This window comes from Streptomyces sp. NPDC037100, from assembly GCF_055606225.1.
This window is the reverse complement of sequence record NZ_JBVJSX010000009.1, coordinates 245222-270536: the sequence shown is the minus strand read 5'-3', so window position 1 is coordinate 270536 and position 25315 is coordinate 245222. Positions and strand designations below refer to the sequence as shown.

The following is a 25315-nucleotide window of genomic DNA, read 5'->3' as shown; positions in this document are numbered from 1 at the left end:
ATCGCAACCGAAAGCCCAAGGCCGGCCTTCCCCTGCCTTGGGCGGCGGCCGGAGACCGGCTCACGTTAGGGAGGCAGGACGACCGGGGCCCGAGCTGAGCCGCATGACTGTGTCTGCCCTTTCGGGCAGCTCGCGTGACTTGACTCGCAAGGAGCCTTGGCGAAGCGAGACGTACCGTCGCGGTTGTCAACGCCCAGGCCACCGAAGTCCGAGTCGGCGAGGACGACCTGACCCCCGGCTTCACCGCCTATCGCACACACCTTCAGGTGCAGAGCCACGGCCGACTGGCGGAACACCGTGAGAAAGATCGTCGCCGCCGACCTCATGCGCTTCACCGTGGGTCAGGGTGACCTTGGTGCCCCGGGGAGCTTCCCGGCCTACCGGCACTTCGACATCCGGCCCGAGCCGGGGGGCGGCCTCGTCTCGGCGGAGGCCGAATTCGACTCCGCGTACGGTCGCATCGCCTCCCGGTGGCGTGTCTCGGACGGCCGTTTCCACCTGACCGTCACGGTTCCACCGGGCACCACGGCGACGGTGACCATGCCGGACGGGCGGGTGTTCGACGTCGGCCCCGGCGAGCACCACGAGACCTGCCCGACATCCTGAGATCACCGACACAGAGGACCAGAGCGATGCCCAGTGATGCCTTCAGCCTCATGAAGGACATCATCAAGTCGGGTCGGACGGACGCGAACGCGAAGCCGGCCGACCTGGCCGCAGAGCGGCGACAGCAGGCCGACATCGCGGCGATGTACCGGCCCGTTCCCTGAGTCCTCGACGAACCCCTGGCGGACCTGCGGGACGGCTCGTACCTGATGACCCCTGACCGGCCTCGCGAGGATCTTGTGATCCTCTACATCCACGGCGGAGGGTTCCGGACCGGACTGGCGGCGATCGCACGGCCGCTCGCCGCCCATCTGGCCCTGGGCACACAGGCGCGTGTGGTGCTCCCCGAGTACCGGCTCGCGCCCGAAGACCCCTACCCAGCAGGTCTGGAGGACTCTGTCGCCGCATTCGAGTACGCCGCGACCCTCGCCCCACGGGTAGTGGTCGCCGGGGAGTCCGCGGGCGCCAACCTCGCCGCCGCGGTGCTGCTGCACGCGAAGGCGCAGCAGGACACACGGGCCCTGGCCGGTGTGCTCTATTCCGGCGTCTTCGACCTGCGCATCGAGCGCTACGCATCCGGCAGCTGGGTGGAACGCCGCGACACCGATCTCATTCTCGCGGGCGCGGACAGCGCGATGACCACCGACTACATCGGTGATCAGCGCTACGACGCGCCCCTCATCTCACTCCTCCTCGCCGACCTGCACGGACTGCCGCCGCTGTTCGTCCAGGTGTCGAGCGCCGAGATGCTGCTGGACGACTCACTGGAGCTGGTGGCGAGGGCGGGTGTGCAGGTGGAGTTGGAGGTGTGGCCGGAGATGACCCACGCCCGGCAGATCGCCGCAGGCTTCCTACCCGAGGCAACCGAAGCCACCGCCCGCACGGCGGCCTTCATCAACCGCGTGGCCGAAGGCCGGGGCGTCGACGGGGCCGCCCTACTCGGCGGTCCCGCGATTCTCGACGAGGTCTGACAGCCTGGCTACTGTCGGAGGGCTCGCTGGCCCGAGTCCGATGAGCAGCTCGTGCCCCCCAGCTCACCGCGCGGTCCTCGGTCTCCGGAGAGAGCTCGTGGCTCGCCTCGTCAGGGGCGGTGGCCATGCGGACGGCTCAGGTCACGACCATCGCGTCCGAGAGGGGCACGGCGACGGGGCCCTCTGCCTGTGGGGAGGAGTCCGGCTCCAGGTCTGATTAGGGGTCACCGCGCCGCCGTGCACTCCTATTAGGTCTTGACTAATACTCGGGCCGCGTCCGGAGTGGGCTCGCGACATCGTCCGAGGTGGCTCATACCTCTCAATCTCGAACGTCAGTAGGTTTTTGACTGGCTACGCATCGCCTCCCCCGGTGCCCACCGCGACCCGGGCGCCATCCGTCTGCCGTGGCGGCGCGCCGGGCGCCGAGGCCGGGTGAGTCGTCCGGCGGGCCAGCCTCTCCCCCTCGATGTCCACGTCCGGCAGGGCCCGCTGCAGGAAGCGCGGCAGCCACCAGGCTCTGCCGCCGAGGATCGCCATCACCGCCGGCACAAGCGTCATACGGACGACGAACGCGTCCAGGAGCACACCGATCCCGAGGGAGAATCCCATGCCCTTGATGACCTGCATATCGGCGAAGACGAAGGACCCGAAGACGGCGATCATGATCAGGGCGGCCGCGGTCACGACCTTCGAACCGTGGGCGAACCCCCGGATCATGGCCTCGGCGGGCGGGCGGCCGTGGGCGTGCTCCTCGCGCATCCGGGAGACGAGGAAGACCTCGTAGTCCATCGCCAGGCCGAACAGGATGCCGACGAGCAGCATCGGCAGGAAACTCAGCACCGGGCCGGTGTCCTTGATACCGAGGAGCCCGGAGAGCCATCCCCACTGGAAGACGGCGACCAGTGCGCCGAGCGAAGCCCCCAGCGAGAGCAGGAAGCCGACGGCAGCCTTCACCGGTACGGCGATCGCGCGGAAGACGACAACCAGCAGCAGTAGCGCCAGGCCCATGACCAGCAGGCAGTAGACGGGCAGAGCCGCCGAGAGCTTGTCCGCCACGTCGATGTTGACGGCGGTCGTGCCGGTGACCGCGATGTCCGTGTCCGTGCGCTCCTCGACAGCGTCGCGCGCGTGCCGGATTTCGACGAGAACCCCCTTGGTGGCCTCCGTCTCCGGCCCGCTCGACGGCGTGACGCTGATCAGGGCGGCGTCGCCGGATGCCGCGGTCACCACCGGGGACACGGCGCGGACGCCGGGCAGGTCCCGGACCGTCGAGGAGAATTCCTCGGCAGTGGCGACCACGGTGCTGGTGGCGCCCTGGACCAGAACGACCAGGGTGCCGCTGTAGCCGGGACCGAAGCCGTCGTCGACGAGTCGCTGCGCGCGCGCCGCGGAGGTGTCGGGGTCCTGGGTACCGCCGAGGCCGAGCTGCAGGTCGGCCGCCGGGACGGCAAGGATTCCCAGGCCCAGAAGGGACACGACGAGCACGGTCCAGCGGCGCCGTGACACGAGGGTCGCCCAACGCCGCCCCGCGCCATTTCGCTCCGTACGGCGTGCGGCACGCTCCGTGGAGCGGCGCAGCACCGGGACGGTGCTGGTGGCGATACGGGTACCCATCAGACCGAGCACGGCTGGGAGAAGGGTGACAGCGACCAGCACGGAGACCATCACCGTCGCGGCGGCTCCCAGCCCCATCACGGTGAGGAACGGAATGTTCACCACGGACAGCGCGGCCAGCGCGATCACGACCGTGGCGCCGGCGAACACCACCGCGCCGCCGGCCGTGCCGTTCGCGAGGCCGGCCGACTCCTCGGGGTCCATGCCCTCCCTGACCTGGGTCTGGTGGCGGGAGGCGATGAACAGGGCGTAGTCGATGCCGACCGCGAGGCCGAGCATCACGGCGAGGATGACCGAGGTGCTGTCCATCGTGACGACGCTGGTCAAGGACAGCAGTGCGAGGACGCCTACGGCGACCCCGACCAGCGCGGTGGCCACCGGGATGACCGCGGCGCGCAGGGATCGGAAGACGAAGACCAGCACGCCCAGGGCGATCAGCACGCCGACCGCTTCCCCGGGCCCCAGCACCTCGACCTTGACCTGGGAGAACGCGTCACCGCCGAGTTCCACGGTCAGCCCCGCCCGACGGGCGTCGGCGGCGGCCTCCTCGACGGCGCCCTTCGTGGTCGCCGGCAGCGTTGCGCCCTTCTTGGTGGAGAAGACCAGCTCGGCGATGCCCGTCCTGCCGTCGGCGGACACGGTTCCGGCCTTCGCCGACGGAGCGGCGGCCGACGTCACGCCTCGTACGTCGGCGACCGCTTCGACGCTTCGACGAACGGCCGCTCCAGCCTCCCCGGCGCTCACAGTCGCCCCGCTCCGCGCCCGGAAGACGATCTTCCCGGTGATGTGGGCGTCGTCAGTGGGGAATTCTTCCCGCACGACGTCGAGCGTGCGCTGGGCCTCGGTGCCCGGAATGGTCGTGGCCGAGGCGAACGGCTTCATCAGCCCCAGTGCGGCAACGACCGCCACCAGCAACAGCACGGACCAAGCGCCGATGACGGACCATTTGCGCCGGTAGGCGAAACGGCCCAGGCGGTACAAGAGCGTGGACACGCGAAAACTCCCGGATACCTAGCGAGGACAGGCGACATCTGCGTGATCCACGCTAGGAACACCGTGCGGCCCTTCCCGCCGAAAGAGCCTCCGGCGACCGCTCTTCACACACAACTCCCATGGAACACGTCCACGCGGCCGCGAAATGATCGAATGGAGTCGCCGAGAAGCAGCGAACAGAAGAGGGTCCGCATGTCCGATCAGCCCGCCAGGACCGACGCCACGGCACCGAAGCCGCTCGGTCGACTGCTGGTGGTCGACGACGAACCCGCGATCCTCGACACGGTCGGCCGCTTTCTGCGATTCATCGGATACGAGGTCCGTGCGGCCACCACGGCCAAGGACGCCCTGATCGCGGCGCGCGAGTTCCTTCCCGAACTCATCCTGCTGGACGTGATGCTCCCGGACGGCGACGGTTTCGAGGTGATGCGCAGGCTGCGCTCGGACGGCCTGGCGCACGCCGTCGTCTTCCTGACCGCGCGCGACACCCGCAGGGACCTGGTCCGCGGCCTGAGCGAGGGCGGCGACGACTACATCACCAAGCCCTTCGGCCTCGACGAGGTCGCCGCCCGCGTCGGAGCCGTCCTGCGCCGAACCCGCCGCCACGAGCGCCCGGACCGCGTCCTGCGCGTCTGCGACCTCGAACTCGACCCCGACACCCACACCGTCCGCCGCGCCGGAAGCCCGGTGGACCTCTCCCCCACCGAGTTCCGCCTCCTGCGCTACCTCATGCTGCACAGCGGCCGGGTCGTGCCGCGCGCCCGGCTGCTGGAGCACGTCTGGTCGTACGACTTCAACGGCGACGACACCGTGGTGGCCACGTACATCAGTTATCTGCGCCGCAAGCTGGACGCCCTGGGCCCGCCACTCATCCACACCCAGCGTGGCGTCGGCTACAGGATCGGGGAGCCCCGATGCTGAGCCGGGCCCGCCCCCTGCGCACCCGGCTCAGCGTGCTGGTCACCGCCCTGTGCGCCTGCGCGATGGCGGCAACCGCACTCACGTGGATCCTCAGCGGGGATCCGGCCGTCATCGTGATCGTCGAGCTGGCCGGCCTGGCCGGAGTGGCGCTGGTCAGCACCGCGATGGTCCGACGGGAGCTGCGCCCTCTGGAACAGGCTGCGGACACCGCCGATGCCATCGCCACGGGCGACTTCGGCCGACGGATCGTCGCGGCCGACGACGCCCCGAACACCGAGGTCGGCCGCCTCACCGACGCGCTGAACCGCATGCTCGGGCAGATCCAGGCCTCCCTCGCGGCCCGCGAGCAGTCCGAGGACCGCATGCGCCAGTTCGTGGCGGATGCCTCGCACGAACTGCGCACCCCGCTCCAGTCGCTGCGCGGGTACGCCGAGCTCTACCAGCAGGGCGCGCTGCCGGACACGGCGGCGGTCGACGACGCCGTCGCCCGCATGCTCTCCGAAATCCACCGGATGACACGACTGGTCGAATCAATGCTGATGCTGGCCCGCTTCGACGAGCAGGACGACGCCGAACTCGAACAGGTCGACCTCTCCCGCGTCGTGGCCGATTCCTGCCGCGACGCCACCGCCGTCGAACCGGCACGCCCGCTGCACTCACTCATCGAGCCCGGAGTGACCGTCCTGGGTGACGAGGCACAGTTGCGCGGCCTGCTCGGCAACCTTCTCGGCAACGTCCGCATGCACGCTGGCCCAGGCACCCCCTGCCGCGTCGATCTGGTGAGGGCCGGGAGCGATGTGCTCCTGCGCGTCGAGGACGAGGGACCCGGCATTCCCGAACACGCGGTGGCCCACGTCTTCGACCGCTTCTACCGTGCTGACAGGGGTCGAAGCCGCGCGAGCGGAGGCAGCGGGCTCGGACTGTCCATCGTCGCCGCCATCGCGGAACTGCACGGCGGCCGAGTACGACTGGACAGCGCGCCCGGCCGCGGCACCCGCGTCGAGGTGGTCCTCCCCGGACGGGCGGCTTGAGGTTCACCGAACGGACGCGAGGGGCTGGGTGGAGCACCTGGTTCTCCCTCTGCCAGCCACGCCGCGGCGATCCGTGAGGCGCCTGATTGCGCGACCAGGACGGACTCCCCACGCGGGCGTGGTCAAAGGGCAGGCAGGGTGATGGCGGTGCGGGTGGCATCTCAGTGGTGGTCAGGCCGGATCCCTTGGGATGGTGGGAGGCGGTCACGGAAAGGCGTGAGCGCGGTCCTCAGGCTGCGCACTCAGCGTTACTTGGTCAGCAGATGGCGTGTGAGCTTGTCCTACCGTTTTCGCACGGGTCCACGCCGGTCATTCGTAGGATCGGTGGACTCGAGGACTCCGGGTATGGCAGTCAGCTTGTCGCCGCTCGATGGCTGAAAGGACTTGGCCGCCCGGAGCCCGTGACGGTCACAACCGCTCATTGGGATAAGCGACTTGATCGCTGTGTAGGACAATGTCGACGAGGCCGTCCGCGGGACCGCAGAATAAACAGCTGACGGAGGCGGCCATGTTGAGGCGGGCCTGCACTGCCACAACGGGATCGTGGTCGACGACAGGTCACTGGCCTCCGACGGTCACACCCTCGCCGTCGGCGACTGCGCGAACCTTCCCGATCCCTCCCCAACTCGCGGGCGCGTGTGGCGCCTCCGCCTGGAAAGCGTCGACAACGCCGCCGAACAGGCCCGGGCGGCTGCCACGACCTTGGTCGGCCGTCCTCAGCCCTACCGCAGTGTGCCGTGGTTCTGGTCCGACCAGGGCAGCCTGAAGCTGCAGATCGCGGGCCTGGCCGGACCGGACGACGACGTCATCGTCCGCGCCGGCAAGCGCCCCGGACAGCACACGACGCTGCGCTACCGGGGCCCCGCCCTGGTCGCCGCCGAATGCGTCAACAGCCCCGCCGACTTTCTCGCGGTACGCAAGGCGCTCACCGCCGGTACCTCACTGTCGCGAGAAGCCGCTGCGGACACCCGTATTACGCTCAAACAGCACCTCAGCACCGCCGTGACCGCCCTGCACCCCTGACGTCCCCGGTGGTCCCACTCAAGAAGCCTCGATGTCCTACGGTCCCTCATCGATCCTCGGCGAGGTACTCCGGAACCCACGAGCCGCAGCCGTGGTGCACAAACACCTCCCCGGTCTTGAGAACGCGCCGATCCGGGTGCAGTTCATGTACGGCACGCTGCAGCAGGTGGCCGGCTTCATGGAAGGCATCCGGAATGACCGAGCCGCCTGGAAGGCCTTCTTCGCCGAGCTGGCCACAGTTGTAGAGGACGCCCCGAACCCACCCTCTTCCATCACCTCGGCGGTCGTTCCGCCCTCGGACTACGAGTCATCGGAGGTGACGATCGGTAGCGCCAGGCTCGTCCAGCAGGACACCGCGACGCAATGGCGGACTTTCGAGTTGGAGCTCTTCGGACCGGAACACGGAAATCCCTTCACCGACGTCGTATTGGCAGCCGAGTTCCGCCATGAGGAGCGGGTGCTGACAGCTCACGGCTTCTACGACGGCAAGGGGGTCTATCGGATCCGGTTCCTACCGGACGAGGAGGGCGTCTGGTCGTTCTCCACCTCGAGCAACGCCCGCTCCCTGGACTCGATCACTGGTACGTTCCACTGCGGGCCCGCAAACTCGTCGCACAGGTGACGCAGGATGGCGGTGGGCAGGCCTTCTTTCTGCGTGTCGTGGAAGGCCCGGTCTCCGTCACGAGTGATCTTCGCGGCGTCCAGTCGGCTCGATGTAGTGGCGTCGGTCAGAACGTTGACAGGGTTGTGTTCGAGGCCGAGTCGGGTCAGGAGGTCATCGGCTGCCTTGATGACCGACCTGCGTTGTCCTCCGTGCAGCAGGGCGCCGGCCCAGACTGTGACCCGGGTGGACAGCAGCTGCGCGTCGCCCATTACCTTCCTTCGTAGAGCCCGGTTCGGGTTCGTGGCCTTCGGGGCCGGTATGACTCGTTGCCCCTGTTCTTGATGATCCGGGGGGTGCTGTCGCCGGTCCCGGCGGCACCGGTTGATCGCTGATGGAAGCGCGCCTGCCTTCGGGCAGGGCTGCGTAATGTGGCTGCCGATCGCCGGTGCCCGGGCGGGTCACCGGCGGTAATTCCGGGGAGGGAAAGCCCGGTGACCAGCAACGACTTCACATCGATCGACGTGTTCTGCGCCCTGGACGTGGGCAAGTCCGCCCACCACAACACGGCCCTGCTGCGCGATGGACGCACGACCTTCGACAAGCCGCTGCCCAACGGCGAGCCCCACTTGCGGGAGCTGTTCGCCCGCCTCCAACGCAAGGGGAAGGTCCTGGTCGTGGTCGACCAGCCGGCCTCCATCGGCACCCTGGCGGTGACCGTCGCCCGCACCTGTGGATGCGACGTCGCCTACCTGCCGGGCCTGTCGATGCGCCGGCTCGCCGACGTGCACCCCGGCAACGGCAAGACCGACGCCCGCGACGCCTACGTCATCGCCGATGCCGCCCGCACCATGCCCCACCTGCTGCACAGCATCGAAGCGGACGAGAGTGTGCGGGCCGAACTGACCATGGTCCTGGGCTACGACGACGACCTCGCCCAGGACGCCACCCGCACCTCCAACCGGCTGCGCGGACTGCTCACCTCGATCCATCCCGCCCTGGAACGCGTCCTGGGACCACGGCTGCGCCGCCCGGCCGTCCTGGCCCTGCTGCAGACCTTCGGCTCCCCGACCGCCCTGGCTCAGGCCCCCGCCGAGGAGCTCATCCAGGTCATGACCGACGCTGCCCCACGCATGCGCACCCCGCGCGAGCTGGCCGGACAGATCTATGGCGCCCTGGCCGAGCAGACCGTCCAGGTCCCCGGCACGGCCTCGGCAGGAGAGATCATCTCCGGCCTGGCCGAGTCTCTCGCCGTGCTCCTCAAACGCCGCGAGATCCTGGAGACCAGGATCTCCGCACTGCTGGAGGCCCACCCTCTCGCGAAGGTCCTGACCTCCATGCCCGGGGTCGCAGTCAGGACCAGAGCCCGCATCCTGGCCGAGGTCGGCGACGCCAGCGCGTTCCCCACCGCCGCCCACCTGGCCTCCTATGCGGGACTGACCCCCACCACCCGTCGTTTGGGAACCTCCATCCGCGGCGAAGGACCGCCCCACGGCGGCAACAAGCTGCTCAAACGGGCCCTGTTCCTGGCCTCGTTCGCCTCGCTGAGCAGCCCCGCATCGCGGGCCTACTACGACAGAAAACGCGCGGAGAACAAGCGCCACAGCGCAGCCCTCATCTGCCTCACCCACCGCCGCGTCGACGTCCTGCACGCCATGCTCAAACACCGCACCCTCTACCAACCCGGGCACGAACACGCCGCCTGACCAAGCCCACAGACCTTGACCCAATAGATAGAAGCACCCCCCGCGTGGCGGGGACCACGACGACAGCTCAACCGCGCGTGGCTGCGCCCTCGGTTCACCCCCGCGTCCGCGGGGGTGACCCGCGGCAGGCGGCCGAGCTCGGCCATATCCGTACGTGCTCCCCTCCAGCGCGGGAGTGTTCCGGTGCCTGTCTTCAGCGCCATCTGCCCGAAGTGGTACTCCCTGCCAGCGCGGCGGTGTTCCGAGCCTGCGGCCGGCGCGGTGTTTATCGGGGAACGTGGTCCCGGCGGCGTCCACGGCGGAACACCCCCGGGCTGCCGAGCAGCCTGCCGCGGAGGCGCACACCTGGCCTTGTCGACTCTCCACAAGGCGACAGTGGCAGGCCCCGCGATTCGTACCAGCGCCTGCCCCAGCCACGCCTCAGTCCAGCGTTCAGTTGGTCGCCGTCAAATCCACAAAGCCGTGAGTAAGCGACTGGGCTTCGAGAGGAACTTCCCGACCTAGCCTGACTAGGCGTCAGGAAAGTCAGCAAGAGCTCTGCCACAGCCGCCCACAGACGGCCACACCGTGGAACCGCCACCCGCCCGCGCCCGAGACGGCAACGCGGTCGACCGCCCTCCCGCAAGCGGTCGACCGCGGGAGGCATTGTCCGGCCGCGCCCCACTCGACAGGGTCGCCGGCAGGCGGGCATTCCTGCAGGTCAACGCACTCTGCCCCGCGGCTTCAACGGCACAGGCGGCAGTTCCGGAGCGGGCAGCGGGGCGCCGTCATATCCCTTGACCTCACCGAACCGCGTGCCTTCCATCCAGTCCCGACGGGCCTGTACGATCTCTTCTTGGGACCGTCCGATCCAGTTCCAGAACAAGTGGAGCAGGCTTGGCTGGACGAGCACGGCAATCTCCCAATCCCGTACGGCGCTTTCCTGTGTGGGTCGGCACGGTCGAAACGGCGTTGCCGAATCGAAAGCAGCTGACGGTCACGGCACCAGGGCTGTTACCAGCCCCAGTGAGCACGGCAGGCTGCTTCAGTCACGACCCTCGTACGGCGATAGCCCGTGGGGCCTCGCACCGTCCTGAAGAACGTGGCCATCATCCACCTCGCGCACATCCCCGGGCTCAACTCCGCGCAGGACCAGAAGGCAACCTCTGCCCGATCAGTCCCAGATGACGGAGTTCAACGCAGCGTAGTCAGCACCAAGTCAGCACGGGACAGATGGAGACGGGTGATGACGTGCGCTTTCAGTCAGCACCGAACCAGCACGGGAGTCAGCACGGCGGCGTCAAAGCATACCGAATGACGCAACCTGGACACCGCCGAATCTGCTGCTGATCAAGCCCTCAGTGCGGCCCTCGAAGCACCGGCATGGGGGAGACACGCACACCCCGCCCCCGAACTATGTAGTCCCACCACATGTGCCCCTGACCTGCAGATTCCTACCGTGTGCGCACACCCACCCGTCCCCACCGCACACGAGGAAGTGGCGCCCATGGCCTCCGCAGCAACCGCTCCCCCACCCCCCGCCAACCTCAAGCGCATCGTCGCCGCCAGCCTCATCGGCACCACCATCGAGTGGTACGACTTCTTCCTCTACGGCTCCGCCGCCGCGCTCGTGTTCAACAGGCTGTTCTTCCCGGACTCCGACCCGCTCGTCGGCACCCTGCTGTCGTTCCTGACGTACGCGGTCGGCTTCGCCGCCCGGCCGCTGGGCGCGCTGGTGTTCGGGCACTACGGCGACCGGCTCGGGCGCAAGAAGCTGCTGGTGCTGAGTCTGCTGCTGATGGGCGGGGCGACCTTCGCGATCGGGCTGCTGCCGACGCACGCCTCCATCGGGACGGCCGCGCCGGTGCTGCTCACCGCGCTCCGGCTGGTCCAGGGGTTCGCGCTCGGCGGTGAGTGGGGCGGTGCCGTACTGCTGGTGTCGGAGCACGGGGACGCGCGGCGGCGCGGGTTCTGGGCGTCGTGGCCGCAGACCGGCGCGCCGGCGGGGCAACTCCTCGCCACCGGTGTGCTGTCGCTGCTCACGGCCCTGTTGTCGGACGCCGCGTTCGGCAGCTGGGGCTGGCGGGTGCCGTTCCTGCTCTCCGGGGTGCTGGTGATCGTCGGTTTGTGGATTCGTCTGTCTGTCGATGAATCGCCCGTCTTCAAGGAGGCGTTGGCGCAGGCCGAGGCCCGCAAGGCGGACGCGGCGGCGGATGCCGAGAAGCTGCCGCTCGTCTCCGTGCTGCGGCACCACTGGCGTGACGTCCTGGTCGCGATGGGGGCGCGCATGGCGGAGAACATCAGCTACTACGTCATCACCGCGTTCATCCTCGTCTACGCCACCACCTCGGCCGGCGTCTCCAAGCAGACCGCGCTGAACGCGGTGCTGATCGCCTCGGCCGTGCACTTCGCGGTCATCCCGGCGTGGGGCGCGCTGTCCGACCGGATCGGCCGCCGGCCCGTGTATCTGATGGGTGCGGTCGGTGTCGGGCTGTGGATGTTCCCGTTCTTCTCACTGATCGACACCGGCGGCTTCGGCAACCTGACCCTCGCCGTCACCGTCGGGCTGGTCCTGCACGGGGCGATGTACGCGCCCCAGGCCGCGTTCTTCTCCGAGATGTTCGCGACGCGGATGCGCTACTCCGGTGCGTCGATCGGCGCGCAGTTCGCCTCGGTCGCGGCGGGTGCGCCGGCACCGCTCATCGCCACCGCGCTGCTGTCCGACTACGGCAGCTCCACGCCGATCGCCCTGTACGTCATCGCCGCCGCCGTGGTCACGGTCGTCGCGGTGGCGGCGGCCGAGGAGACCCGGCACCGGGACCTGGCCGACGCCGTGCTTCCCGCCGACCGGGGGGCGGACCGGAAGGCCGCCGCGGAGGACGCCCGCACCTCGTGACCGGGAACCCGTGACCTCCGGCCCCCGTATCTCCCGCGTACGGGGGTCAGTGCGGTGCCGGCGCCGACAAGCGGTGCAGGCGCAGCGCGAGCTGGATCTCCAGGGCCCGGGCCGGGCTCTGCCAGTCGTCGCCGAGGAGGCGCCCCACGCGCTCCAGGCGCTGGGCGACCGTGTTCACGTGGACGTGCAGTTCGTCCTTGGTGCGCGCGGGGCTCATGCCGCAGGTGAAGTACGCGTCGAGGGTGCGCAGCAGTTCCGTGCCGCGTCGCCGGTCATAGGCGACGACCTCGCCGATGGTGCGGTCGACGAAGCCCGTGATGTCCCGGTCGCCGGCCAGGAGCAGTCCCAGGAAGCCGAAGTCCTCGGCGGCTGCCCCGTCCCCGAAGCGGCCGAGGACGCGCAGGGCTTCGAGGCAGCGGCGGGCCTCCGCGTAGGCCGTGGCCACGCTCTCGGGGCGGGTCGCGAGATCCTCGGCGGGTGCGGAGGCGCCGACAGTGACCGGTGCGTGGACCGCCGTGCCCAGGTGCCGGGCGGCGCGGCGGGCCAGATCGGTGCCGGTGTCGCCGGGACCGAGGGGCAACAGCAGGACGGTGCCCCCGTCGCGTGCGGCGGCCAGGCCGTGCCGGGTGGCGGCCAGGTGGGACGCCGCCGCTGCCAGCCGTCTGCGGGCGTCGGCCTCCTGGCCGGCGTCGGGCGCGTCACCCTCCAGTCGCGCGGCCAGGACGACGTGGAGGGCGTCGAGGTCGGCGTGGAGCCGGGCCGCGCGTTCCCGCAGCAGGCGCGGGTCGCGGTCGCGGGCGTCGAGCAGGTCGTCGAGCAGCTCACCGCGCACGCGCTGTTCGGCTTCGGCGGCGGATCTGCGGGCCAGGAGCAGCAGGGAAGTGACCATCGCGGCACGCTCCAGGGTGCGCTGGTCGACGGGGTCGAGCCCCGGGTGCCCGCGCAGCACCAGGGCACCGAGCACTTCGCCGCCGGCGGCGACGGCGGCGATCCAGTCGTCCTCGTGCAGCACCGCGTGTCCCTGCGCGCCGGACTTCTCCAGGGCATCGGCGGGTGCGGCGGCGGCCTCGGCGAACTCGACCGTGCCGTCGAGGATCTCGGAGACCGCGGCGGCCACGTCGTGCACCCCGCCGCCGCGCAGGACGAGCTCGGCGAGGCGGTCGTGCACGTCGGAGGCGCGCTCGATGACCGCGCTGCGGTCCCTGATGATCTCGTTCGCCCGCTCCAGGCCGGCGAGGGCCGACCTGGTCTCGGCGAGCAGGTTGGCGGTGTCGATGGCGGCCGCGGCGAGGGCGGCGAAGGAGCCGAGCAGGGCGATCTGCTCGCGCTCGAAGACCCGGGCGCGGCGGTCCGCGGCGAACAGCACGCCGATGACGTGGTGCCCGAGCGTCAAGGGCACCCCGAGGATGGCCACCAGCCCTTCGTCCCGCACGCCCGCGTCGATGGTGAGGGTGTGCTGAAAACGGTCGTCCTTGAAGTAGTCGTCGGTGACATAGGGACGCGCCGTCTGTGCGACCAGGCCGCCGAGCCCCTCCCCCATGCCGAGCCGCAGCTGCTGGAACCGGGCCGCGACCGAGCCCTCGGTGACCCGCATGTAGGTGTCGCCGCGCTCGGTGTCGTTCAGGCTGAGGTAGGCGACGTCCGTGCCCAGCAGCGAGCGGGCGCGCTGCACGATCGCCTGGAGCACGGCGTCGAGGTCGCGCAGCCCGGCGAGGTCGTGGGCGGTCTCGAAGAGCGCGGACAGCTCGGCCTCGCGCCGGCGTCGCCCCTCCAGCTCGGCGCGTACGCGCAGGGCGAGCGGCTTGGCCTGCCGGAGCGCGGCGATCCACTGCGCCGAGCGCCCGTCGGCACGCGCGAGCAGCTCCGGCTGCTCATAGGCGTCGGCCGACGCGCCCCGGGCCAGGAGCTCGAGGAACGGCATTTCGGCGGACTGCACGTGATCGCTGGACATGCTCACAGGATTCACCATGTTCGGGCCGCCCCGTCAGCCCTGTGGACAACTCCCCCCGGCCGACCGGGCCGGCCGCTCAGTGGGCGGTCCAGCCGCCGTCGAGCACGAGCGAGGTACCGGTCACGAAGGACGCCTGCGGGCTGCACAGATACGCCACCGCCTCGGCTACCTCCTCCGGCTCGATGAGCCGTTTGACGGCGCTGTCCTGCAGCAGCACCTCGGACAGGACGCGTTCCTCGGGGATGCCGTGCGCCTGCGCCTGGTCGGCGAGCTGCTTCTCGACCAGTGGGGTGCGCACATAGGCAGGGTTCACACAGTTCGAGGTGACACCGTGGGGCGCTCCTTCGAGGGCGGTGGTCTTGGACAGTCCCTCCAGCCCGTGTTTGGCCGCCACATAGGCCGACTTGTACGCCGAGGCGCGCAGCCCGTGGACGGAAGACACGTTCACCACGCGGCCCCACCCCTGCCCGTACATGTGGGGCAGGGCCCCGCGGATGAGCCGGAAGGGTGCCTCCAGCATCACGGTGAGCACCGTGTGGAAGACCTCGGGCGGGAACTCCTCGATGGGGCGCACCAGTTGGATCCCGGCGTTGTTGACGAGGATGTCGGTGCCCGCGGCGGCGAGTTCGGCGGCGTCCAGGTCGGTGAGGTCGAGGACGTGCGGCTCCATCGTGCCGGCGAGGCCGTGTCCCTGGCCGGCCAGGGCCTCCAGACCCGCCGCGTCCCGGTCGACGGCTCTCACCTTGGCGCCGGCGGCCGCGAGCCGCAGCGCGCAGGAACGGCCGATGCCGCCGGCGGCGCCGGTGACGAGCGCGGTGCGGCCGCCCAGGTCGAGCGGGGAGGCGTGGGAAGCCAGGAGGGCACGGGGCGCGGTCATGGTTCGACCCTAGGCAGCGCCTACGCCCCACCCCATGTGGTCACGCCCCATAGTTCAGCCGGAGGCAGTGGGGTCGAACCATGTGGGGGCGTCCGACAGGGCCTGCTTGATCCGGTGCAGGCCGAACTCGTTCAGCTCGGGCAGTGCGTCGACGTCGAACCACGCCACGTCCAAGGACTCGTCGTCGTTCACCCGCGCCTCGCCACCGACGGCCCGGCAGCGGAAGGTGATGTCCATGTACTGGCAGGTGTCGCCGTTCTCGTAGGTGACGGGCTCCAGGGCCTGGACGACGACGACCCGTTCGGCGACGCAGCGTACGGCCGTCTCCTCGTAGACCTCGCGCACCGCGCAGGCGGCGGGCTGTTCCCCCGGGTCGGGGATGCCGCCGAGCACCGACCACTTGCGGGTGTCGGCACGGCGGTTGAGCAGCACCCTGCCCTGGTCGTCGAAGACGAGGGCCGTGACCCCGGGGAGCCAGAGCAGTTGCTGACCGGCCGAGGCGCGGAGTGCGCGGATGAAGTCGGGAGTAGCCATGCCCTCGACCCTAACGGGCCGCTCTCGGCGCCCCGGCGCGATTCAAACGGCGTGCGACGGGCGTACGGTCACACGTCACCGGCGCGTCGCCCGCGCAGCCCGGCGCCGACGGCCCAGCCGAGGCCGCCGGCCGCGACCAGGACGAGGGCGACCTCCGGCAGGATGCCGAGCCGCGTGGCGGGGGTCTGCGAGGAGCGCAGCGGCACCTTCTGCACCAGGGAGTCGGCGACGAACATGCCGGTCTTCTGCGTGATCCTGCCGTCCGGCATGATGATCGCGCTGACACCGCTGGTCACGGGTACCGTCACGGTGCGGCTGTGCTCGACCGCGCGGACCCGGGACATGGCGAGCTGCTGGTAGGTCATCTCGCTGCGGTCGAAGGTGGCGTTGTTGCTGGGCACGGAGATCATCTGGGCGCCGTCGGTGACCTCGGAGCGCACGGTCCAGTCGAAGGCTGCTTCGTAGCAGGTGACGAGGCCGACCTCGGCACCGTCCATGGTGAACACGCCCGGCTCGGTACCCCGGCTGAAGTCCTGGCGCTGCATCGAGGTCCAGTTGCTGTTGATGGCGCCGATCAGCGAACGGAACGGCAGGTACTCGCCGAACGGCTGGATCTGGCGCTTGTCGTAGGTGTCCACGGGCCCCTTGGCCGGGTCCCACAGGATCTGCTCGTTGTACAGCTTGCCGTCCCGCTCGACGACACCGCCCACCGAGATGGGCACGCCGATGGACTTCGCGGCGGCGTCGATGACGACGCGGGCGTCGGGGTTGGCGAAGGGATCGATGTCGGAGGAGTTCTCCGGCCACAGGACGAAGTCGGGCCGCGCGACCTTGCCGGCCTCGACCTCGGCGGCCAGGCGTTCCGTCTCGCGCACGTGGTAGTCGAGTACGGCCCGGCGCTGGGAGTTGAAGTCGAGTCCGGCGCGGGGCACGTTGCCCTGGATCACCGCGACGGTGGCGGTGCCGTTCTCGGCCGTGTCGCTCACGAGCGGCCGGGCCGCGACCGCGCCCACGACCGGGACGGCCAGGCTCAGCAGGCCCATGGCCGCCGCGGCACGCCGTACCTCGCCGGTCCGCCGCCATCGCACGGCCAGCCGGACGACCTCGTACAGTCCGAAGCCGCACAGGACGACCGCGAAGCCGAGCACGGGGGTGCCGCCCACCGCGGCAAGCGGCAGGAACGCTCCGTCCGCCTGTCCGAAGGCGACCTTGCCCCACGGGAAGCCGTTGAACGGCGCACGCGCGCGTGCCGCCTCGCCGGCGATCCACACGGCCGCCGCCCACACCGGCCAGCCGGGGAGCTTGGACACGGCCGCGACACCCGCACCGACCGCGGCGACGAAGAGGGCCTCGATCGCCACCAGCGCGAGCCAGGGGCCCGGGCCCACCTCCACTCCGGTCCACACCAGCAGCGGCAGCAGGAAGCCGAGGCCGAAGAGGTAGCCGAGGCCCAGTGCCGGCTTCCAGCCGCGGCCGCGCAGCACCCAGCCGAAGACGGCGAAGGCCGGCAGCGCCAGCCACCACAGCGTGCGGGGCGGGAAGGAGACGTAGAGGAGCAGGCCGGAGAGCGCGGCTGCGGCGGCCGGGACGAGACGGACGAGCCGCCGGGCCCACGTCCGCGCCCGGGGCGCGATCCGCGGCTCCAGCTGGTCCGACTCGCCGACGGAGGTTGCGGTGACGGTCACTCCCGGAGTGTAAGGCGCGTGACCTGGGAGCCGACAGCGCGGTACGGACCACGGGCTCCCTGTTCATTTCGTCACGACACATCCTCAAACCGCCCACCAGCCGTTACGGTGTGCCCAGCCTCAGACGTACGGCCCGTGGCGGCTCGTGACGGCGGGGGTCTTCACGAGTCGGGGGCGACGGTACGCCGGGGGGCGGGCGGGGTGGGTTCCAGCGGGATGACGTCTGCGTCCGAGGCGGACGCGGACGGCGAGAGACGAATCTTCGCGGACGTGGTCGGTGTGGTGGTGCTGGGGGCCTGCGCCGCCTGGTCACTGGTCACGGCGGCCGTGCACGACGGCAGACCCGAGGGGGTTCTCCTGGCGGTGCTGGCCGTGGCCGCCGGGTACGCCGCCGGGCGGATCAGCGGGGCGTTGCTGCCCGTCGGCGCGCCCTTCGCCGGGGCACTGGCCGGCATCGCGCTGACGGTGGCCGTTCCCCACCTCGCGCCGGGCCCGCAGATCGCCGCACCCCTGGGGCATGCGGGGGCCACCGCCGCCGTACTGACCCTGTCGGCCGGTGCCGCGTGCTGCGCGGCCTGGGCCACGCCGGTACCGGCCGTTCGGTTCGCCCTGCGTCTGCTGGCCGCCGGGACCGCGGTGCTGGCGGCCGTGCTCGGTTCCACCAGCGGCTTCGCGACCTGCCTCGCGGTGCTGCTGTGCTCGCTTGCCGCCGGCCGCACCCGTCACCGCGGCGCCGGTACGGCCGTACTGGCCGCGGTCGCCGCCCTGGTCACCGCTCTGGTCTGGGCGATTGCCGCGCGGGCCGTACCGGGCGGCTTCGTGGCGGCCGTGGAGGGGCGGCTCACGCCGCATCGCGTGCGGCTGTGGCAGGAGGCATGGCATCTGCTGGGCGACGACACGCTGCTGGGGGCCGGCCCGGGCCGCTTCGGGGAGCTGAGCACGACGTCCGCCCAGTCCCTGCTGTCCGACGACAAGCCCCACTCGGCACCCCTGCAGCAGGCGGCGGAACAGGGGATCGTCGGCGTGGCCCTGCTCGCGGCCGTGTTCGGCTGGGTCCTGTACGCCCTGTGGCGCGGTCCGCGCCCGACTCCGGTGGCGCTCACCGCGGGCGCGGCCCTGACGGCGCTCGCCGCGATCGCCGCCCTCGGCAACGCGCTGAGCTTCACGGCGGTGTCCGTCGGAGCGGGCCTGCTGGCGGGCATGGCCACGGCGCGCCCCCTCGCCGACGAATCGTCGAGCCGCGCTGGGCGAAGCCACGCACGCGGAGCGGGACGCACCCCTGCGTGGTGACCGGCGGGCACCTGGCGTCCGGCTGCGGGGGCGTCACCGTCCGGTGATCACAGACCGTGATCAGTGCCGGTGATCACAGCCGGTGACGAGACCCCTGCGGCTCAGTGCGCGGGAGCGCCCGGCTTGGTGGGCCGCAGCCGTGCCTCGATCACCCGCACGGCGGCCTCCGCGTCGTCCACGGTGACCGTGAAGGTGTGCCCGTCCCACAGTTCGAGCTCGACGCCCTCGCCGCGTCGTACGACCACCGCGGTGCCCTTCTCCGGCCGCCACCGGTAACCCCAGCCGCCCCAGTGGCGGGGGGTGACATGGGCGATGTACGTGGCGCCGGCCACGTCGGAGAGCGGAATGCGGCGGCGGGGCACTCCGATGTGGCCGCAGCGCACCTCGAGGTGCTCCTCGTCCACCCGCAGGGCGACGTGCACGAAGGCGAGCGTTCCGAAGAGGACCAGCAACCCTGCGGCGATGCACCCGACGACGGCCATGAGCAGCGGGGCGATGCCGGACGTCCAGGACGAGTCGACGGCCAGCTCGATGCCGAGCGCCATGCAGGCGGCGCCCCCGAGCGCCAGCAGCCACTGCACCCTGTTCGTGGCACGGCCGGTCCAGACGTCCGCGTGCGGGTGGGGGGCGTTCTCGCCGTGGCGGTGGTCCCTCATGCCTTTGAGGGTACTCAGATTTCGCTCCGCGGGTACCTTGTGGCGGAGCGTGACTGCGCCGGGCGGGCGTCGCGCCGATCCGGTTCGCCGGTGACCTTCGGTGACCGGTTCTGCGGTCAGTGGGCGGGCGTGACAGCCTGCAGCAGACGCCCTTCGGCGTACGCCAGGGCGGGGGCGGGCAGCGTGCCCTCGCGTCCGCTGAGCAGCACGGTGAGCGTGCCGTGCGGCCTGGCTCCCGGAGCGGGCTGCCGGCCGAGGCGGCGCAGGGCCTGGGCGGCCACGGCTCCGGCGGAGCCGTGCAGCACGAGGGGCGGGCGGCCGGGTCGCTGGACGGCGGCCCGGATGCGCTCGGCGACCAGTTCGTAGTGGGTGCAGCCGAGGACGACGGTGGTCACCTCGTCCGGCGTGAGGGCGGCCGCCGCGGTCACCGCCGCGTCGATCGCCGCCTCGTCCGCGTGTTCCACTGCCTCGGCGAGGCCCCAGCAGGGCACCTCGGTGACGGGCACGCCACCGGCGAAGTCCTTGATCAGGTTCTGCTGGTAGGGGCTGCCCGTGGTGGCCGGGGTGGCCCAGATGGCGAGGTGGCCGCCGCCGGCCGCGGCCGGTTTGATCGCGGGGACGGTGCCGATGACCGGAAGCTCCGGTTCGAGGCGGGCGCGCAGGGCGGTCAGCGCGTGCACAGTCGCGGTGTTGCAGCCGACGATCAGGGCCTCCGGGCGGCGTGCTGCGGCGGCTTCGGCGACGGCCAGGGCGCGCTCGGTCAGGTCCTCGACGGTGCGCGGGCCCCACGGCATGCCGTCGGGGTCCAGGGAGAGCACGAGATCGGCGTCGGGGCGCAGCCGTCGTACCGCGGCGGTGGCCGCCAGCAGACCGATTCCGGAATCCATGAGCGCGATCTTCACCCGATCACGATAGACGATGAGCCGTCCGGGGCAGCGCCGGTGGGGCAGACTGCGCCCGTGAGCGCCGTTGTGTGGACTGCCGCTGGATCACTCCTCGCCTGGTTGTGGCTGCTGCTCTGTCAGGGCTTCTTCTGGCGCACCGATGTGCGGCTGCCGTCGCGCACGGAGCCGGACACGTGGCCGCCGGTGTGCGTCGTCGTCCCCGCCCGCGACGAGGCGGCCGTGCTGCCCGCCGCGCTGCCCTCGCTGCTCCTGCAGGACTACCCGGGACGGGCGGAGATCTTCCTCGTCGACGACGGCAGCTCGGACGGCACCGGTGATCTGGCGCGTGAGCTGGCACGCCGGCACGGCGGGCTGCCGCTGACGGTGGGATCGCCGGGCGAGCCTCCGGCGGGCTGGACCGGCAAGCTGTGGGCGGTGCGCCACGGCATCGCGCTGGCACGCGCGCGTGATCCCGAGTACCTCCTCCTGACGGACGCCGACATCGCGCACGCCCCGGACAGTCTGCGGGAGCTGGTGGCGGCGGCCCGTTCCGGTGGATACGACGTCGTCTCCCAGATGGCCCGGCTGCGGGTGGACAGTGTGTGGGAACGGTTCGTCGTGCCGGCGTTCGTCTACTTCTTCGCGCAGCTCTATCCCTTCCGCCGGATCGCCGCGGCGGGTCGGACGGCGGCCGCGGCCGGGGGTTGCGTCCTGCTGCGGGCGGGGGCCGCGGAGCGGGCTCGGATCCCGGACGCGATCCGGCACGCCGTGATCGACGACGTGGCGCTCGCCCGGGCGGTCAAGCGCGGTGGCGGCCGCGTCTGGCTCGGGCTCGCCGAGCGGGTGGACAGCGTGCGGCCGTATCCGCGCCTGCGCGACCTGTGGCGCATGGTCGCGCGCAGCGCGTACGCCCAGCTGCGGCACAGCCCCCTGCTGCTCGCCGGAACGGTCGCCGGGCTGGTGCTGGTGTATCTGGTGCCGCCCGTGGCGGTCCTGACCGGCCTCGCCGCCGGCAGCACGCCGGCGGCGGTCCTCGGCGGTCTCGCGTGGCTCGCCATGGCGGGGACGTACGTCCCGATGCTCCGTTACTACCGGCAGCCGCTGTGGCTGGCTCCGCTGCTGCCGTTCACGGCGTTCCTCTATCTCCTCATGACCGTCGACTCGGCGGTGCAGCACTACCGGGGACGGGGTGCGGCATGGAAGGGCCGCACCTATGCGCGCCCGGACGCCCTGCCGGACGAGGGCTGACGCCGCCCGAGGGTCACTTCCGGCCAGGGGTCCAGTTCATGCCCCAGCCGTAGGCGTGGTCGACGGTCCGCTGCGGACTCACCCCGCGCTCGGGCACCAGGTAGCGCGCCTCACGCTGGACGATCAGGTCGCCTCCGGTGTTGGTGATCAGGGCGAGCGCGCACACGAGCGAGGGAACCGTGCACTCGTCGAGGGAGAACTCGATCGGCGCCCCGTGCTGCGGCCGGAGCGTGACCGAGGCGTGCAGATCGGCGAAGGAACGGGCGCCTTCGTAGATGGTGACGAAGACGAGGATGCGCCGGAAGGCGTTCTTGTGGTCGAGGTTGACCGTGAGGTTCTCACCGCTCGACACGGCGCCGGTGCGGTCGTCCCCGTCGAGGTGGATGTACGGCGGCCGGTGCAGCGCCCCGAAGCTGTTGCCGAGGGCCTGGACGACACCCTTGCTGCCGTCGGTGAGTTCGTACAGCGCGCACAGGTCGAGGTCGAGGTCCGCATGCATCGCTGTCGGGCGCCCGAACTTGCTGCTCCACCCCGAGAACTGCTTGCGCACCTCCCAGTTGAGGTTGACGTGCAGCGCTCCGGAGGTGCCGCCCTGCTTGGTGAGGGAGACGGACGGGGCCGCCTTGGTGAGCGTCACCTTGGTGAGGCGGACGGGCGCGGCCGGCTCGGCGGGCGGGGGCGGAGCGGCGGGCGCGGCCGGCGCGGCGGGCCGAGGCGGAGCGGCGGGCGGGGGCGGAGCGGCGGGCGGGGGCGGGGACGGGGGCGCGGACGCGGCGGGCGGCGCGGCTGCGGGCTGCGCCGCGGCGGGGGCAGGTGGCGCCTGCTGCGGTTCGTCCACCGTGATGCCGTAGTCCGTGGCCAGCCCTTCGAGGCCGCTGCTGTAGCCCTGGCCCACGGCGCGGAACTTCCAGGCGCCCTGGCGACGGTAGAACTCGCCCAGCACGAAAGCGGTTTCGGTGGTGGCACCCGGGTTGTCGAAACGGGCTACCGGCGTGCCCTGGGCGGCGTTCCGGACCTCGATATACAGGTTGGGGACCTGCCCGAACGTGCCTCCGTCGGCCGATGCGGCGAGGACGACGGTCTCGATGGCGGGTTCCACGCGCGCGAGGTCGACGAGGAGTGTGTCGGTCACCCGGCCGTCGGTGGTGCGCTTGCCCTCGTGCCGGATCGCGCCGGAGGAGTGCGCGGGCTGGTTGTAGAAGACGAAGTCCGCGTCCGAGCGGACCTTCCCGCTCACCAGCAGCAAAGCGGAGGCGTCGGTGTCGGGCACGCCCGCTCCGGCCCGCCATCCCAATTCCACCCGCAACGCGGCGGTCGGCACCGGAGTATTTGAACCTTTCAGCATTTGCATGTCCGCCCCCATTGCGTGTCGCCGTGTCAGGCCCGTCCCGGCCGTCCGTCGGGTTTCGTGCGCACAACCTAATTGCTCACCATGGCGAAGTCCCCAGCGCGACCGCCACGGAGACCGGCGATCGACCGTCGGTAACCCGCCCGGAACTCGGCCTTTACGCGATCAAGGCCTCGTTCGCCGCCCCTTTTCGGCGAGTTCGCTCGCATTGGGGATCCCAGGTCACTGCGGACACGGAAAACAACCCTCTTATCGGTCTCCCCAACGAGCACATCGTTGGCTTAACTTATGTGCCATGACCTCCCCCCGCTCCACCTATGGCGGCGGCTACTACTCCGCCTCCTTCCCGGACACCCCGATCTACGACAGGCTCGTCGCCGAGCGGGGCACCCCGCAGATCGCCCCGATCAGAGTTCCCGCCCAGTACGACATGCCGGGCAGCAACCTGCCCGCCCTCCCGTCGGCGCTGCCCGCTCTTCCGGCAGCCCCCTCCCAGTCCGCCTACGGCTATCCGCAGGCGCAGCAGCCCGCCCCTCTCCAGCAGGCACCCGCGGCCTACATCCCGCAGCAGGCCACCGCTCCGCGCGGCTACCCCGGCCCCCAGCCGCAGCAGCCGCGTCCGGCGGCCCCCGCGGGCTACGAGGCGATGCGCCCCGCAGCTCCCCGGCCGGCGCCGGCTCCCTATCAGGACCCTTACAACAGCCAGCAGTACCGCGGGTACTGAGCCGGACTCCGGGGGCTGTCGGTGCCGGCTGGCACGATGGCCCCATGGGGAACGCTCACCTGCACTCGATTCACGTCCATCCGGTCAAGGCTGTCCGGGGCCTGGCGCCCCGGCAGGCCGTCGTGGAGCCCTGGGGGCTGGCCGGGGACCGGCGCTGGGTGCTGATCGACCACGGGGGAAAGGTCGTCACCCAACGCCAACAGCCGCGACTCGCGCTCGTCGCCGCCGGGCTGCTGCCCGGTGGCGGCGTCCGTCTGTCCGCTCCGGGCATGCCGCCGCTGACCGTGCCCGTACCCCGGCCCTCGGTCACCGTGCCGGTGGAGATCTTCCGCGACAAGGTCGAGGCGGTCCCGGCCGAGGACGAGACCGCGCACGCCTGGTGCAGTTCCCACCTCGGCATCGAGGTGCGCCTGGTGCACCTCGACGATCCGGCGACGCGCAGACCCCTAGCCCCGGAGTACGCGCGGCCGGGTGAGACCGTCTCCTTCGCCGACGGCTTTCCGCTGCTGCTCACCACGACGGCCTCGCTCGACGCCCTCAACTCCCTGATCGCGCAGGGCGAGCACGCGGGCGAGGGCCCGCTGCCCATGAACCGCTTCCGGCCGAACGTGGTCGTGACGGGCACCCACGCGTGGGCCGAGGACGACTGGTCGCGCCTCGCCATCGGGGACGTGCCCTTCCGCGTGGCCAAGAGCTGCGGCCGGTGCGTGGTGACCACCACCGACCAGGACACCGGCGAGCGTGGCCGTGAGCCCCTGTTCAGCCTGGGACGGCATCGCCGGCGCGACGGCAAGCTGATCTTCGGCCAGAACCTGGTGCCGCTGTCCCGCGGCACGATCCGGGTCGGGGATCCGCTCAGGATTCTCGAATAGCTCTTCGGGCGGAGCGGGAACCGTGCCGCGGGCCCGGGCGTTTGGGCTTGTGTGAGAAATTCGTGAGAGGCCCTGGGGAGAGGTGATGTCGCTCTCTCTTCGACGGGTCCGTGGGTGGACGGCTCCGCCGGGGAGTATCACGGAGCGGGAAGGGGGTGCAGGCGGTGCGAGCGATCAGCGGACTCTGGCGCTGGCGGCGCAATCCACTCTGCCGCGCGACCGACCTGGCCGAGGCCTGGGTGGCGCTGGCCGCCCTGCTCTTGATCCTGCTGGCCGCGCCGGTGGCCGGCTCGCTGGTCGGGGCGTCGGCTCAGGACGCGCTGCAGCGCTCGGTGCGGGCGCAGCACGAGGCTCGGCATCTGGTGACCGCCACCGTGGTCCGCAAGCTGGACCGCTCCCCGCTGGACTCCGACCCCGAGACCTCGTCGGGCCGGGATCTGCGCAACCGCGTCCTCGCCGACTGGACGGCGCCGGACGGCACCGCTCGCCAGGGCCCCGCCCTGGCGAGCCTCAAGGACCCGCAGCCGGGCGACACGTTCCGGATATGGACCGACGGGCACGGCCGGATGGTGCCCCGCCCGCTCGACTCCGCGACCGCCTCGACGCACGCGGTCCTCGCCGGCTTCGGCGCGGCCCTGGCCACGGGCGGTCTCATAGAAGGCGGCAGACGGCTGATCGTCTGGCGCATGGCCCGCCGTCGGTACGCCCGTTGGGACCAGGCATGGGACAAGGCGGGCCCGGACTGGGGCAGGACGGGCGCCGGCAGCTGACGGCCTTCCGGCTCTGGTCAACCCACCACCCGCGCGCACGCTACGGTGGTCCGGCCGAACCGTTCGGCACAACCCGCGCGCGAGCGAGCCTCAGGGACGCGCCGGTGTCGATGCCGCGTGCGCGCCCAGGCCCCC

22 protein-coding genes and 1 pseudogene are annotated in these 25315 nt (G+C 71.2%); 14 read left to right on the top strand and 9 right to left on the bottom strand.

Annotated elements, in window-relative coordinates; all coding sequences use genetic code 11:
• Positions 1–297 precede the first annotated feature (297 nt).
• From ACZ7EG_RS28145 to ACZ7EG_RS28135, 3 genes are read left to right on the top strand one after another with little or no spacing between them, the layout of a single operon-like run.
• Entirely contained in the window at positions 298–606 is a 309-nt protein-coding gene (locus ACZ7EG_RS28145) for an alpha-L-rhamnosidase C-terminal domain-containing protein (protein WP_471084635.1), read from the top strand.
• Between the two features lie 26 nt (positions 607–632).
• A complete protein-coding gene (locus tag ACZ7EG_RS28140; RefSeq protein ID WP_471084632.1) occupies positions 633–770 on the top strand; it encodes a hypothetical protein in 138 nt (45 codons plus the stop codon).
• Positions 771–815: 45 nt separating this feature from the next.
• Positions 816–1577, top strand: coding sequence for an alpha/beta hydrolase fold domain-containing protein (locus ACZ7EG_RS28135; RefSeq protein ID WP_471084629.1), 762 nt, complete (start codon positions 816–818; stop codon positions 1575–1577).
• Positions 1578–1928: 351 nt separating this feature from the next.
• Here ACZ7EG_RS28135 and ACZ7EG_RS28130 read toward each other — a convergent pair whose 3' ends face one another.
• Positions 1929–4184: an MMPL family transporter gene (locus ACZ7EG_RS28130; RefSeq protein WP_471084626.1), complete on the bottom strand. Its 2256-nt coding sequence runs from the start codon at positions 4182–4184 to the stop codon at positions 1929–1931.
• A 192-nt stretch (positions 4185–4376) separates the two neighbouring features.
• Here ACZ7EG_RS28130 and ACZ7EG_RS28125 point away from each other — a divergent pair, with 192 nt between their 5' ends.
• From ACZ7EG_RS28125 to ACZ7EG_RS28105, 5 genes are all read left to right on the top strand, one after another.
• Positions 4377–5105: a response regulator transcription factor gene (locus ACZ7EG_RS28125; RefSeq protein ID WP_471084623.1), complete on the top strand. Its 729-nt coding sequence runs from the start codon at positions 4377–4379 to the stop codon at positions 5103–5105.
• A complete protein-coding gene (locus ACZ7EG_RS28120; RefSeq protein ID WP_471084620.1) occupies positions 5099–6136 on the top strand; it encodes a sensor histidine kinase in 1038 nt (345 codons plus the stop codon). Before ACZ7EG_RS28125 ends, ACZ7EG_RS28120 begins: the two co-directional genes overlap by 7 nt.
• Before the next feature lie 543 nt (positions 6137–6679).
• Positions 6680–7159 (top strand): oxidoreductase C-terminal domain-containing protein, encoded by a 480-nt coding sequence (locus ACZ7EG_RS28115; protein WP_471084617.1) that lies wholly within the window; start codon positions 6680–6682, stop codon positions 7157–7159.
• Positions 7160–7190: 31 nt separating this feature from the next.
• Positions 7191–7781 carry a DUF5060 domain-containing protein gene (locus tag ACZ7EG_RS28110; protein ID WP_471084614.1) on the top strand — a complete coding sequence of 197 codons (591 nt, stop codon included), beginning with the start codon at positions 7191–7193 and terminating at the stop codon, positions 7779–7781.
• A 473-nt stretch (positions 7782–8254) separates the two neighbouring features.
• On the top strand, positions 8255–9466 hold the full coding sequence (locus ACZ7EG_RS28105) for an IS110 family RNA-guided transposase (protein ID WP_471084611.1): 1212 nt from the start codon (positions 8255–8257) through the stop codon (positions 9464–9466).
• A gap of 700 nt (positions 9467–10166) precedes the next feature.
• Here the strand turns inward: ACZ7EG_RS28105 and ACZ7EG_RS28100 are convergent.
• Positions 10167–10337: pseudogene (locus ACZ7EG_RS28100) on the bottom strand (pirin family protein); the annotation flags it as partial.
• A gap of 615 nt (positions 10338–10952) precedes the next feature.
• Between ACZ7EG_RS28100 and ACZ7EG_RS28095 the strand changes: the two are divergent.
• Positions 10953–12341, top strand: coding sequence for an MFS transporter (locus tag ACZ7EG_RS28095; protein ID WP_471084608.1), 1389 nt, complete (start codon positions 10953–10955; stop codon positions 12339–12341).
• 46 nt (positions 12342–12387) lie between these two features.
• Here the strand turns inward: ACZ7EG_RS28095 and ACZ7EG_RS28090 are convergent, their stop codons facing one another.
• From ACZ7EG_RS28090 to lnt, 4 genes are all read right to left on the bottom strand, one after another.
• Positions 12388–14292: a helix-turn-helix domain-containing protein gene (locus ACZ7EG_RS28090; protein WP_471084605.1), complete on the bottom strand. Its 1905-nt coding sequence runs from the start codon at positions 14290–14292 to the stop codon at positions 12388–12390.
• A 76-nt stretch (positions 14293–14368) separates the two neighbouring features.
• Complete coding sequence (locus tag ACZ7EG_RS28085) at positions 14369–15169, bottom strand: 3-hydroxybutyrate dehydrogenase (RefSeq protein ID WP_471084602.1); 801 nt, start codon at positions 15167–15169, stop codon at positions 14369–14371.
• 54 nt (positions 15170–15223) lie between these two features.
• A complete protein-coding gene (locus ACZ7EG_RS28080) occupies positions 15224–15703 on the bottom strand; it encodes an NUDIX hydrolase (RefSeq protein WP_471084599.1) in 480 nt (159 codons plus the stop codon).
• 68 nt (positions 15704–15771) lie between these two features.
• On the bottom strand, positions 15772–17388 hold the full coding sequence (lnt, locus tag ACZ7EG_RS28075; RefSeq protein WP_471084596.1) for an apolipoprotein N-acyltransferase: 1617 nt from the start codon (positions 17386–17388) through the stop codon (positions 15772–15774).
• 216 nt (positions 17389–17604) lie between these two features.
• Here lnt and ACZ7EG_RS28070 point away from each other — a divergent pair, with 216 nt between their 5' ends.
• Positions 17605–18678 (top strand): O-antigen ligase family protein, encoded by a 1074-nt coding sequence (locus tag ACZ7EG_RS28070; protein WP_471084593.1) that lies wholly within the window; start codon positions 17605–17607, stop codon positions 18676–18678.
• Positions 18679–18779: 101 nt separating this feature from the next.
• Here the strand turns inward: ACZ7EG_RS28070 and ACZ7EG_RS28065 are convergent, their stop codons facing one another.
• Positions 18780–19334, bottom strand: coding sequence for a hypothetical protein (locus ACZ7EG_RS28065; protein WP_471084590.1), 555 nt, complete (start codon positions 19332–19334; stop codon positions 18780–18782).
• A gap of 116 nt (positions 19335–19450) precedes the next feature.
• The gene (locus ACZ7EG_RS28060; RefSeq protein ID WP_471084587.1) at positions 19451–20236 is read right to left on the bottom strand and encodes a glutamate racemase; all 786 of its coding nucleotides are present in this window, start codon (positions 20234–20236) and stop codon (positions 19451–19453) included.
• Positions 20237–20275: 39 nt separating this feature from the next.
• Between ACZ7EG_RS28060 and ACZ7EG_RS28055 the strand changes: the two genes are divergently transcribed.
• Positions 20276–21466: a glycosyltransferase gene (locus ACZ7EG_RS28055; RefSeq protein ID WP_471084584.1), complete on the top strand. Its 1191-nt coding sequence runs from the start codon at positions 20276–20278 to the stop codon at positions 21464–21466.
• Positions 21467–21479: 13 nt separating this feature from the next.
• On the opposite strand, the gene ACZ7EG_RS28050 is transcribed toward ACZ7EG_RS28055, so the two are convergent.
• On the bottom strand, positions 21480–22811 hold the full coding sequence (locus ACZ7EG_RS28050) for a TerD family protein (RefSeq protein ID WP_471084581.1): 1332 nt from the start codon (positions 22809–22811) through the stop codon (positions 21480–21482).
• A gap of 298 nt (positions 22812–23109) precedes the next feature.
• On the opposite strand from ACZ7EG_RS28050, the gene ACZ7EG_RS28045 reads away from it, so the two are divergent.
• From ACZ7EG_RS28045 to ACZ7EG_RS28035, 3 genes are all read left to right on the top strand, one after another.
• A complete protein-coding gene (locus ACZ7EG_RS28045) occupies positions 23110–23538 on the top strand; it encodes a DUF6643 family protein (protein WP_362246813.1) in 429 nt (142 codons plus the stop codon).
• Positions 23539–23582: 44 nt separating this feature from the next.
• On the top strand, positions 23583–24410 hold the full coding sequence (locus tag ACZ7EG_RS28040; RefSeq protein ID WP_471084578.1) for an MOSC domain-containing protein: 828 nt from the start codon (positions 23583–23585) through the stop codon (positions 24408–24410).
• Positions 24411–24574: 164 nt separating this feature from the next.
• Positions 24575–25180: an Rv1733c family protein gene (locus ACZ7EG_RS28035; protein WP_471084575.1), complete on the top strand. Its 606-nt coding sequence runs from the start codon at positions 24575–24577 to the stop codon at positions 25178–25180.
• Positions 25181–25315 lie beyond the last annotated feature (135 nt).

Bases quoted from the DNA above. Each gene is read 5' to 3' on its own strand.
- ACZ7EG_RS28140 (WP_471084632.1), top strand. From the start codon at position 633: ATGCCCAGTGATGCCTTCAGCCTCATGAAGGACATCATCAAGTCGGGT.
- ACZ7EG_RS28135 (WP_471084629.1), top strand. From the start codon at position 816: ATGACCCCTGACCGGCCTCGCGAGGATCTTGTGATCCTCTACATCCAC.
- ACZ7EG_RS28125 (WP_471084623.1), top strand. From the start codon at position 4,377: ATGTCCGATCAGCCCGCCAGGACCGACGCCACGGCACCGAAGCCGCTC.
- ACZ7EG_RS28120 (WP_471084620.1), top strand. From the start codon at position 5,099: ATGCTGAGCCGGGCCCGCCCCCTGCGCACCCGGCTCAGCGTGCTGGTC.
- ACZ7EG_RS28110 (WP_471084614.1), top strand. From the start codon at position 7,191: ATGTCCTACGGTCCCTCATCGATCCTCGGCGAGGTACTCCGGAACCCA.
- ACZ7EG_RS28095 (WP_471084608.1), top strand. From the start codon at position 10,953: ATGGCCTCCGCAGCAACCGCTCCCCCACCCCCCGCCAACCTCAAGCGC.
- ACZ7EG_RS28090 (WP_471084605.1), bottom strand. From the start codon at position 14,292: ATGTCCAGCGATCACGTGCAGTCCGCCGAAATGCCGTTCCTCGAGCTC.
- ACZ7EG_RS28085 (WP_471084602.1), bottom strand. From the start codon at position 15,169: ATGACCGCGCCCCGTGCCCTCCTGGCTTCCCACGCCTCCCCGCTCGAC.
- ACZ7EG_RS28080 (WP_471084599.1), bottom strand. From the start codon at position 15,703: ATGGCTACTCCCGACTTCATCCGCGCACTCCGCGCCTCGGCCGGTCAG.
- ACZ7EG_RS28070 (WP_471084593.1), top strand. From the start codon at position 17,605: ATGACGTCTGCGTCCGAGGCGGACGCGGACGGCGAGAGACGAATCTTC.
- ACZ7EG_RS28065 (WP_471084590.1), bottom strand. From the start codon at position 19,334: ATGAGGGACCACCGCCACGGCGAGAACGCCCCCCACCCGCACGCGGAC.
- ACZ7EG_RS28050 (WP_471084581.1), bottom strand. From the start codon at position 22,811: ATGCTGAAAGGTTCAAATACTCCGGTGCCGACCGCCGCGTTGCGGGTG.
- ACZ7EG_RS28045 (WP_362246813.1), top strand. From the start codon at position 23,110: ATGACCTCCCCCCGCTCCACCTATGGCGGCGGCTACTACTCCGCCTCC.
- ACZ7EG_RS28040 (WP_471084578.1), top strand. From the start codon at position 23,583: ATGGGGAACGCTCACCTGCACTCGATTCACGTCCATCCGGTCAAGGCT.